Origin of the sequence: Tsukamurella sp. M9C (assembly GCF_020169415.1) — a bacterium.
GTDB lineage: Bacteria > Actinomycetota > Actinomycetes > Mycobacteriales > Mycobacteriaceae > Tsukamurella.
On sequence record NZ_JAIULG010000013.1, the window covers coordinates 72,724 to 83,254 of the forward strand.

The 10,531-nt window shown below is 73.9% G+C and carries 8 protein-coding genes; all 8 read right to left on the reverse strand.

All coding sequences use genetic code 11. The features are described 5' to 3' along the window. Window positions 1-8 precede the first annotated feature (8 nt). Window positions 9-713: an FtsQ-type POTRA domain-containing protein gene (locus tag LB823_RS09160; RefSeq protein WP_224646642.1), complete on the reverse strand. Its 705-nt coding sequence runs from the start codon at window positions 711-713 to the stop codon at window positions 9-11. After that, a complete protein-coding gene (gene murC, locus LB823_RS09165; RefSeq protein ID WP_224646650.1) occupies window positions 710-2,149 on the reverse strand; it encodes a UDP-N-acetylmuramate--L-alanine ligase in 1,440 nt (479 codons plus the stop codon). The genes LB823_RS09160 and murC overlap by 4 nt, the downstream gene beginning before the upstream one ends. 44 nt (window positions 2,150-2,193) lie before the next feature. Next, a complete protein-coding gene (gene murG, locus LB823_RS09170; RefSeq protein WP_224646643.1) occupies window positions 2,194-3,291 on the reverse strand; it encodes an undecaprenyldiphospho-muramoylpentapeptide beta-N-acetylglucosaminyltransferase in 1,098 nt (365 codons plus the stop codon). Further along, a complete protein-coding gene (gene ftsW, locus LB823_RS09175; protein ID WP_224646644.1) occupies window positions 3,285-4,982 on the reverse strand; it encodes a putative lipid II flippase FtsW in 1,698 nt (565 codons plus the stop codon). Before ftsW ends, murG begins: the two co-directional genes overlap by 7 nt. Then, a complete protein-coding gene (murD, locus tag LB823_RS09180; protein ID WP_224646645.1) occupies window positions 4,979-6,448 on the reverse strand; it encodes a UDP-N-acetylmuramoyl-L-alanine--D-glutamate ligase in 1,470 nt (489 codons plus the stop codon). The genes ftsW and murD overlap by 4 nt, the downstream gene beginning before the upstream one ends. Then, window positions 6,449-7,528 carry a phospho-N-acetylmuramoyl-pentapeptide-transferase gene (gene mraY / locus LB823_RS09185; protein ID WP_224646646.1) on the reverse strand — a complete coding sequence of 360 codons (1,080 nt, stop codon included), beginning with the start codon at window positions 7,526-7,528 and terminating at the stop codon, window positions 6,449-6,451. Beyond that, window positions 7,525-9,048 (reverse strand): UDP-N-acetylmuramoyl-tripeptide--D-alanyl-D-alanine ligase, encoded by a 1,524-nt coding sequence (murF, locus tag LB823_RS09190; RefSeq protein ID WP_224646647.1) that lies wholly within the window; start codon window positions 9,046-9,048, stop codon window positions 7,525-7,527. The genes mraY and murF overlap by 4 nt, the downstream gene beginning before the upstream one ends. After that, on the reverse strand, window positions 9,045-10,531 hold a 1,487-nt coding region (locus tag LB823_RS09195; protein ID WP_224646648.1), incomplete at its 5' end, for a UDP-N-acetylmuramoyl-L-alanyl-D-glutamate--2,6-diaminopimelate ligase. The genes LB823_RS09195 and murF, both read right to left, overlap by 4 nt.

Below are 10,531 nucleotides of genomic sequence, written 5' to 3' on the forward strand. Positions count from 1 at the left end.
GAACACCCTCAGCGGGTGGTGGGCATGTCCGGATTGATCACGGTGAACTCCTTGCCCGGGCGGGTCAGCACCATGCGCAGCGCGGCGGTCTTGTCCGCCGTCCGCTGGTCGTCGCCCCAGTACACGACCCGCTTGTCGCGCAGCACGAAGCGCACGTTCGCCGGGGAATCCGCCCCGATCTCGACGACCTGTCCGTGCAGGTCCGGCGGCAGCGCCCGGAGCACCGCGATCGCGGACGTCGTCGCGGGATCGTCGGACTTCGGATCGTCGACGACGAGCTTGGGCGTGAGGATGGGCGGCTCCCCCACCTTGATGAAGGGCACGCCCTTGGCGTCCACGAGCACCGTCCCGGCGGGGCGCTGGGCGTAGGCGACGACCTCGCGCTCGGTGACCTCGACGACCAGCGTCGACGGGTACGAGACCGTGACCGTGGCGCGGTCGATCCACGGGCTCACCGCGACCACCTGCGCGGCGTAGGCGTCGCGCTGTCCGGGCGTGATCTGCAGCAGCGGACGCCCCTTGAGCGGCTCCACCACCTTCGCGACCTGATCGGCGGGCGCATTGGTCGCGCCCGTCACGGAGACGTCGCGTGCCGAGAGCACCGGCGAGAAGTACGCCGCCGCAGCGAGTCCCGCCACCACTGCCAGCGCGAGCAGGATCAGCAGCAATCGCCGCAGACCCGGCACGCGCCTGCGCGTCGCGGGAGAACTCACGCGCCCGCCTCGGCGCCGCGCTGCGCCAGCGTGTTGAGGATCGTCGGGCCCTGCATGGTCACGTCACCGGCGCCCATGGTGATCACGACGTCGCCGGGTCGCGCGAGGCCGGCGACCACACCGGCCACCTCCGCCTGGCTCGGAACGTAGTGCGCGGAGGCGGTCACCTTCTCGGCGATCCGCTCCCCCGTGACGCCCGGCAGCGGGTCCTCGCGCGCGCCGTAGACGTCGAGCACCACGACCTCATCGGCGAGGCTGAGGGCCTGCGCGAACTCGGCGGCGAACTGCTCGGTCCGCGAGTACAGGTGGGGCTGGAAGGCGACGATCACGCGGCCCGGCTCGGCCTGCTTGGCGACCATCTCCGCCGCGGCGGTGAGAACGGCGCGGACCTCGGTCGGATGGTGCGCGTAGTCGTCGAAGACGCGCACGCCCTGCTCGGTGCCGCGCAGTTGGAACCGGCGGTGCACGCCGCCGAAGGCCTCGATCCCCTCGATCACCTTCGCGGTCGGCTGGCCCGTGCTGACGACCGCGATCGTCGCGGCGATGGCGTTGAGCGCCATGTGCTTCCCGGGCACGGAGAGCAGGATCGCCCGCTCGGTGACCTTCCGGTTCTCGTCGGAGAAACGGACCTTGAGCATGCCGCCCTCGGCACGGGGCTTGTAGTCCAACAGCTCCGCGATCAGCGTCACGTCGGGCGCGAGGTCGCGGTGAGTGCCCTCGCCGTAGCCCAGCACGCGGACGCCGCGGGCGCGCAGCGCGGCGTGGGTGCGCTGCGCCAGCGCCGCCGAGCCCGGGTCGTCGAGGCACACCACGAGGGTGCCGCCGGGGCGGATCCGCTCGGTGAAGGCGTCGAAGACGGCGACGTACTTCTCCTCGGAGCCGAAGAAGTCCAGGTGATCGGCCTCGACGTTGGTGACGACCACCACGTCGGGCGCGTACTGCAGCAGCGAGCCGTCGGACTCGTCGGCCTCGGCCACGAAGACGTCGCCCGTGCCGTGGAAGGCGTTGGTGCCGGACTCGTTGAGCTCGCCGCCCACGGCGAAGGACGGGTTGGCGCCGCAGTGCTGCAGGCCCACAACCGCCATCGACGTGGTGGAGGTCTTCCCGTGGGTGCCGCTGACCAACAGGGTGCGGTAGCCGTCCATGAGGTCGGCGAGCACCTCGGGCCGCAGGATCACCGGGATGCCGCGGCGCTGCGCCTCGACCAGCTCGGGGTTGTCCTTGGGGATGGCGGCGTGGGTGGTCACGACCACCGTCGGGCCGCCGGGCAGCAGGTCGAGCGCCTCGGGGCTGTGCCCCACCTGGATCTGGGCCCCGCGGGCCCGCAGGGCGATGACGCCGCGCGACTCCTTGGCGTCGGAGCCCGACACCTGGCCGCCGCGGGCCAGCAGGATCCGCGCGATGCCGGACATGCCGGCGCCGCCGATGCCCACCATGTGGACGCGCTGCAGCCGTTCGGGCAGCGCTCCCGTCGACTCGGTCACGACGTCCGCCTCTCCTGTGCCAGTGCGAGGGCCGCGGCCGCCACGGTGCCCGCGGCGTCCCGGTGCCCGCTGCCGCCGGCCGCGGCGCTCATGGCCGCGAGCCGCCCGGCGTCACCCGCGAGCGGGATCACCGTCTCCCGCACGAGATCCGGGGTGAATGCCGCGTCGTCGACGAGCAGTCCCCCGCCCGCGGCGACGACCGGCTGCGCGTTGAGCGCCTGCTCGCCGTTGCCGTGCGAGAGGGGCACGTACACCGCCGGGAGGCCGACGGCGGCGACCTCGGCCACCGTCATCGCGCCCGACCGGCACACGGCGAGGTCGGCGGCGGCGTAGGCGAGGTCCATCCGCGACAGGTAGGGCACGGCGACGTAGCCGGGCACGTCCACCTCGACGGAGTTCTTGGGGCCGTAGGCGTGCAGCACGCCGACGCCGGCGTCGGCGAAGTCCCGGGCGGCGCCGACGACACCGTCGTTCAGCCGGACGGCGCCCTGGCTGCCACCGAACACGAGCACGACGGGCCCGTCGGCGGGCAGCCCGAAGTGCGCGCGGGCCTCGGCGCGCAGGGCCGCGCGGTCGAGCCCGGTGATGGAGGCGCGGACGGGGATGCCGACGACCTCGGCGGGCACGCCGGATCCGGGGACCGCGGCGAAGACCTTCGTGGCGAGCTTCGCGCCGACCTTGTTCGCGACGCCCGCGCTGGCGTTGGCCTCGTGGATGACGATGGGCACGCCCATGCTGCGGGCGGCGAGGTAGGCGGGCAGGGCGACGTACCCCCCGAAGCCGACGACCACGTCGGCGCCGGTCTCGCGGAGCACCTTCCGGGTGCGGCGCACCGCGCCGGTGAGCGTGAAGGGCAGCTTCGCCAGGTCCTTGCCGGGCTTCCGCGGCAGCGGGACGGGCGGGATCATGGCCAGCGGGTAGCCGCGCTCCGGGACGAGGCGGCCCTCGAGCCCCTTCGGCGTGCCGAGGGCGGTGACCACGGCGTCGGGGCGCTGGGCCCGGACGGCGTCGGCCACCGCCAGTGCGGGTTCGATGTGTCCTGCGGTGCCGCCACCGGCCACCACCACCGAAACCGCTCGAGAAGAACTCACCACGCCCGTCTGCCCTTTTCCTGTCCTCGGCGCCGCTGCTGCGGCGCGTTCCGCTGCTGTCCGGCACGATCGCCCCGCCAGGGCTCGCCGCCGCGGCCCTGCGGCCGCATCGGCGGGAGGTCCCGGCGCGGCGCGCTGCGCCGGCCCAGGCTCTCGTCACCGTACGGGTGTCGATCGTACGGCGACGGCGCCGCGGGCGCGGTACGCCCCTTCGCGGGCGCACGCCGGGCGGGCGCGGGACGGCCCTGTCGGGGCGCCGGCCCGCGGCCGGCCGGGCGCTCGGGGCGCGGCGGGATGTAGGGCAGCGGCTTGGGCAGGCGCAGGAGCCGGCCGGCACGGCCCTCGCGGCCGCCGGCGAGCGCGGCGATCGCCTCCGGCTCGTGCCGGGCGGCGTTGGCCAGGAGGCCCATCATGAACAAGACGAGGATCACCGAGTTGCCGCCCGCGGACAGCAGGGGCAGCTGGATGCCGGTCACCGGCAGCAGGCCCACGACGTAGCCCATGTTGATGATCGCCTGCAGCGCGACGAGCGTCGTGATGGAGGCGGCCATGAGGCGCAGGAAGGGGTCGGCGACCCGGCCGGCGATCCGCATACCCACCCAGGTGAGGATGCCGAACATGAGGATGACGACGCCCGCACCGAGGTAGCCGAGCTCCTCGCCGATGATCGCGAAGATGAAGTCGTTGTGCGCGTTGGGCAGGTAGCTCCACTTGGCCGTCGAATTGCCCAGGCCCACGCCGAAGAGGCCGCCGTCGGCGAGCGAGTACCGCGCCTGGTTCGACTGGTAGTTGGCGCCGAGCGCGTCGTCGGTGCGGCCGAGCCAGGCCTGCACGCGCGCCGAGCGGTAGCCCTCCGCGAGCGCGAAGAAGATGCCGAGCAGGGCGAAGACGACCAGCAGCGAGGCGATCAGCTTCGACGACAGCCCGGCGTAGTAGAGCAGCATCGCGCCGATGGCGACGATGATCATGGCCGTCGACTGGTTGGGCTCGGCGACGACGAGCGCGGCCATCAGCACCACGACGGGGCCGAGCGGCAGCAGCAGCTCCTTGATGTTGCCCTTGCGCCCGCGGTCCGCGAGCAGGTGCGCACCCCAGATGATGAGCGCGACCTTCGCGATCTCCGAGGGCTGCAGGGTGAAGCCGCCCACGTCGATCCAGCGGCGCGCGCCGCCGACCATCGTGCCGACGCCGGGTACGAGCACGGCCGCGAGCAGCGCGATGGAGACGAGCACGCCGCCGAGCGCCACCCGGCGCAACAGCGCGGGTCGCAGGTACAGGGCGAAGACGAAGGCGACCACGCCGAGGGCGACGTAGATCAGCTGGCTGGTGAACTTGCCCCAGGGCGATCCGGTGGCGCTGATGTCCTCGACGGACGACGCGGAGAGCACCATGATCAGGCCCATCACCGTCAGGACGGCGGTGAGGCCGAGCACCAGGTGGAAGGACGCGAGCGGGCGGCGCAGGGCCGTCGCGAGCCCGACGGCGCCGCCCCGCAGCAGCGAGGCGCCGGTGCGGGCGACGTCCGCGCCCGAGCGCGCCGCGGACGCGGCGGCCGCGCCGCGGGAGCCCGTCGTCGACGCGGCCGTCTCCTGGGGCTGCGCGTCGAACTCGGTGCTCTCGGGGGCGTTGACGCCGCCGGGGGCGAGATCGGAATCGGTGTCGGTACCGGCGGCGGCCTTGCCGGCGCGGCTCACGAGGCGTCCCCGAGCGCGCGGGCGGAGGCGGCGAAGGCGTCGCCGCGGTGCCCGTACGACGTGAACATGTCGAGCGAGGCCGCGGCGGGCGCGAGCAGCACCACCGGCGCCGCACCGTCGCGGGCTGCGGCTTCGGCGATCCGGGAGGCCTCGGCGACGACGGCGGCCATCACCGCATCAGCATCGCCGGACACTCGCACATCGCCAGCCCCAGTCGTCCCTACAGAACGATTCGCATCATTAGTCACAGGAGACACAGGACTATGTTCGCCCGAGGACACCCGAACCACGGGGACATCCGGTGCGTGTCGCGCGAGTGAATCCGCGATTTCGTCTCGATCCAGTCCGAGCAGCACGGCGCCCACGAGCCGCGGCGCCACGCGCGCCACGAGCGGCCCGATGTCGGCGCCCTTGAGCTGACCTCCCGCGACCCACACCACCCGCTCGTGCGCCTCGATGGAATTCAGCGCGGCGTGCGGGTTGGTGGCCTTGGAGTCGTCGACGTACGTGATGCCGCGCACGGTCGCGACGGGCTCGGCGCGGTGCGCGCCCACCCGGAACGCGGCGAGGGCCTCCCCCGCCTGCGCGGCGGTCACGCCGACCGCCTGCGCGAGCGCCGTCGCGGCCAGGGCGTCCGAGATCCCGGCGGGTCCGGGTGGCGAGACCGCGTCGGCGGGCAGGACGGGCGCGCCGGCACCGTCGACCAGGACGCCCCCGCGCACGCCGTACTGCCCCGGCCCGGGCTCTCCCGCGGTGAAGCCGACGGTGACCGCCCCGCGCAGGCCCGACGCCACGGGGTCGTCGAGGCCGATGACGGCGAGCTCGCCGGCGAGGGCGCGCGCCTTGTCGGCGGTGTACGCGGCCATCGAGCCGTGCCAGTCGAGGTGGTCCTCCGCGACGTTGAGCACGACGCCCGCGCGCGGCCGCACCGACGGGGCCCAGTGCAACTGGAAGGACGAGAGCTCGACGGCGAGCACGCGCGGATCGGCGTCGTCGCCGATCGCGTCGATGACGGGTCGGCCGATGTTGCCGCAGGCGACGGCGCGCACGCCGGCGTGCAACAGGATCGCCTCGAGCATCTGCGTGGTGGTGGTCTTGCCGTTGGTGCCGGTCACCACGAGCCAGTCGCGGGGCGCGCCGAAGGCGCCGGCGCGGTCGATCCGCCAGGCCAGCTCCACGTCGCCGATCACCTCGACGCCGGCGGCCTCGGCGGCCACCACGACGGGGGCGGTGGGGCGGAACCCGGGCGCGACCACGACGAGGTCGTAGCCGGACGGGTCGTGCCCGTCGAGATCGGCGACGACGATGCCCGGCACCTCGCTCGCGATCTTCTCCCGCGCGGCGGGCTTACCGTCGGCGACGGTGACCGTGGACCCGAGCCGGAGCAGGGCCCGGGCGACGGCCGGGCCGGTGACGCCCCCGCCCGCGACGAGGACGTGCGCGCCGGGGCCGGGGATCGTCGCCATCTAGCCGACCGCGCCGGAGCCGAGGAACTCGGCGTAGAACAGCACGAGGCCGAGGCCGCACGAAATGGCCGTGAGCAGCCAGAACCGGATGATCACCGTGGTTTCGGCCCACCCGGAGAGTTCGAAGTGGTGATGGAACGGCGCCATCCGGAAGACGCGGCGGCCCGTCGAGCGGAAGACCGCGATCTGGATGACCACCGAGACCATCTCGGCCACGAACAGCGCGCCCAGCACGACGGCGAGCAGCTCGGTGCGGGTGGTGATCGACAGGCCGGCCAGCAGGCCGCCCAGCATCAGCGAGCCCGTGTCGCCCATGAAGATCTTCGCGGGCGCGGCGTTCCACCAGAGGAAGCCGAGGCAGGCGCCGCCCGCGGCGACCGCGATGAGCGCCAGGTCGAGCGGATCGCGCACGTCGTAGCAGCCGGCGACCTGCTTGGTCTCGCAGGCGTAGCGGAACTGCCAGAAGCTGATGAGCACGTAACTGCCGAGCACCATCGCCATGGAACCGGCGGCGAGGCCGTCGAGACCGTCGGTGAAGTTCACCGCATTCGACCAGGCGGAGACGACGAACCAGCAGAAGATCACGAAGACGATCGCGCCCATCGAGATGGTGTTGATGTCGCGCGTGTAGCTGAGGAACTCGCTGGCCGGGCGCACCCCCTGGGCGTTGGGGAACTGCAGCACGAGCACGCCGAAGATCAGGGCGGCGACGGTCTGGCCGACGGTCTTCGCGGTCTTGTTCAGGCCCAGGTTGCGCTGCTTGCGCACCTTGATGAAGTCGTCGAGGAAGCCGACGATCGCGAGCGACGTGGCGAGGCCGAGGACCAGCAGGCCCGAGGCACTGGGGCCGGGGCCGGAGTTCCAGCCCAGCAGGTGCGCGCCGAGGTAGCCGGCCCACAGGGCCACGACGATCGCGACGCCGCCCATCGACGGGGTGCCGCGCTTCTTCTGGTGGCTCTGCGGCCCCTCGACGCGGATCTCCTGACCGAAGCCCTGCCGGGAGAAGACCCGGATCAGGACGGGCGTGAGCAGGATCGCCACGGCCAGCGAGATGCCGCCCGCGAACAGGATCTGGATCACTTCGGTGACTCCCCGTTCTCGTTGTTGACCGCGCTCGCCGTGCCCAGGTGCTCGGCGACCTCCCACATCTTCTCGGACTTCGACGCCTTGACCAAAACGAGGTCGCCCGGCCGGAGCTCGTCCCGCAGCCGCTCGACGGCCTCCTCGCGGGTGTCGACGCGCACGGCCTCGCTGCCCCAGGAGCCCTCCATCACGGCGCCCTGCCACAGCGCGTGCACGGCGCGGGAGGTGCCGACGCAGATGGTCGACGTGATGTCGAGCCGCACCAGGAACCGGCCCAGCCGATCGTGCTCGACGATCGACTCCTCGCCCAGCTCGCCCATCTCGCCGAGCACCGCGAAGGTGCGGCGACGGTCGCGGCCGGGCAGCCGCTCCCCCGCCTCGTCGTGCTCGGACATGAGGACGAGGCTGCGGAGCGCGGCCCGCATGGCGTCGGGATTCGCGTTGTAGGTGTCGTTGACCACGGTGACGCCGTCGTCGGTGGTGAAGACGTCCATCCGGCGCGGCGATGCGGCGCCGGCGCCCGAAAGCGCCTCGGCGACCTGCGCGACCGTCGCGCCGCACTCGAGACCGACCGCGGCAGCGGCCAACGCGTTGTGCACCTGGTGCTCGCCGTGGACCTTGAGCGCGACGGGCGCGGCGCCCGCCGGGGCGCGCAGGGTGAAGGACGCGCGGGCCTGGGCGTCGATCTTCACGTCCGCCGCCGCGACCTCCGCCTCGCCCGTGCCGTAGAACACCACCCGCGCGCCGGTCCGCGAGGCCATCGCGGCCACCGCGGCGTCGTCGGCGTTGAGGATCGCGAGCCCGTCCGCGGGCAGCGCCTCGACCAGCTCGCCCTTCGCGCGGGCGATGGCCTCGCGGGAGCCGAACTCGCCGAGGTGCGCGGTGCCCACGTTGAGCTCGACGCCGATGCGCGGCGGCGCGACCCGCGCGAGGGCGGCGATGTGGCCCTCGCCGCGGGCCGACATCTCGAGGACGAGGAACTTCGTCGACGCGGTCGCGCGCAATGCGGTCCACGGGTGGCCGATCTCGTTGTTGAAGGAGCCGGGCGGCGCGACGGTCTCGCCCAGCGGCCGCAGCACGGCGGCGATGAGGTCCTTCGTCGATGTCTTGCCGGCCGAGCCGGTGACGCCCACGACGGTCAGCCCGTCTGCGGCGAGGGCCTTCGTGCAGTGCGCGGCCAGGTCGCCCAGGGCCTTCAGCACCGCGGCGCCCGCGCCGTCGGTGTCGTTCTCCAGCGCCATGACGCGGTTGTCGGTCTCGCCGGAGACCGGGACGACGATCGCGGGGACGCCCACGGGGCGGGCGCCGAGCACGGCGACCGCGCCCCTGTCGATCGCGGTCGCGGCGAACTCGTGGCCGTCGACGCGGGCGCCGGGCAGGGCGAGGAACAGCCCGCCGGGGCCGATCTCGCGGGAGTCGAATTCGACGGTGCCGGTGACCTTGGCCTCGGGGTCGGGCACGTCGTGCAGAGTGCCGCCGACGATCGCGGCGACCTCGCGGAGGGTGAGTTCGATCATGCGCGGGCCTCCAGCGCGGCGGCCACCTCGTCGCGGTCGTCGAAGGGGTGCTTGACGCCGTTGATCTCCTGGCCGGCCTCGTGACCCTTGCCCGCGACGAGCACGACGTCGCCGGTGCGGGCCCAGTTCACGGCCTCGACGATGGCGGCGCGGCGGTCGCCGATCTCGCGGACCTCGCCGCCGCCGGTCACGGCGCGCGCGCCCGCCACCACGGCGGCTCGGATCGCGGCCGGATCCTCGGTGCGGGGGTTGTCGTCGGTCACGATGACCAGCTCGGCGGCGCTCGCGGCCGCCTCGCCCATGAGCGGCCGCTTGCCGCGGTCGCGGTCGCCGCCCGCGCCCACGACCACGACGATCCGGCCGGCGGTCTGGCCGCGCAGCGTCGCGATCACGGCGTCGAGGGCGGCGGGCTTGTGGGCGTAGTCCACGACGGCCAGGAAGTCCTGCCCGCGGTCGATGCGCTGCACCCGGCCGGGCACGGCGACGGCGCCGATGCCGCGGGCCGCGTCGGCGAGCGGGACGCCCGCCTCGTGGGCGATGACCAGCGCCAGCGCGGCGTTGGCGACGTTGTACGCGCCGGGCAGCCCGACGACGGCGGAGAAGGTCTGTCCGTCCGGCCCGCTGAGGGTGAACCGCTGGGTGCCGTCGGAGTACGCGGCGACCTCGCCCGCGGTCCAGTCGGCGGGCCCGGTGGTGGCGACGGTGACCAGCGGCAGCCCGGACGCGCGGCGCAGCTCGGCCATGCGGTGGCCCCACTCGTCGTCGACGCAGATCACGGCGCGCTCGCAGGCTCCCGGCCCGAGGAAGAGCAGCGACTTCGCGGCGAAGTAGTCCTCCATCGTCGGGTGGTAGTCGAGGTGGTCCTGGCTGAGGTTGGTGAAGGCGCCGACGGCGAACCGGGTGCCGCCCGCCCGGTTCTGGGCCAGCGCGTGCGAGCTGACCTCCATCACGGCGGCGGTCACGCCGCGCTCGACCATCGACGCGAACAGCCCCTGCAGCGCGGAGCCCTCGGGCGTGGTGAGGGTGGTCGGGACGTCGACGCCGGCGATCCGGGTGCCGACGGTGCCGATCAGGCCCGTCGGGTTCCCGCCCGCGGCGAGCGCCGCCTCGACGAGGTAGCTGGTGGTGGTCTTGCCGGAGGTGCCGGTGATGCCGACGAGAGTCATCCGCGCCGACGGTGCGCCGTAGACCACGGCCGCGACGGGGCCGAGGACGCGGCGCGGGTCGTCGTGCAGGAGCACGGGGACGTCGTGGCCGTCCTCCGCGAGGAGCGCGGCACCGTCGGGATCGGTGAGGACGGCGACGGCCCCCGCCTCGATCGCGCCGGCGGCGAACCGCGCGCCGTGGGTGGCGGTGCCGGGGACGGCGCAGAACAGGTCGCCGGGCCGCGCGTCCTGGGCGCGGACGGTGGCCCCGGTCAGCCGGAGATCCCCGGCGTCGGCACCCGCGAGGGTGACGCCCGGGACCTGCGCCGCGACCTCGG

Excerpts from the sequence above, each read along its gene's own strand:
- murC (WP_224646650.1), bottom strand. The coding sequence starts at position 2,149 with ATGGTGGGCATCGGCGGCGCCGGCATGTCCGGCATCGCGCGGATCCTG.
- murD (WP_224646645.1), bottom strand. The coding sequence starts at position 6,448 with ATGGCGACGATCCCCGGCCCCGGCGCGCACGTCCTCGTCGCGGGCGGG.
- murF (WP_224646647.1), bottom strand. The coding sequence starts at position 9,048 with ATGATCGAACTCACCCTCCGCGAGGTCGCCGCGATCGTCGGCGGCACT.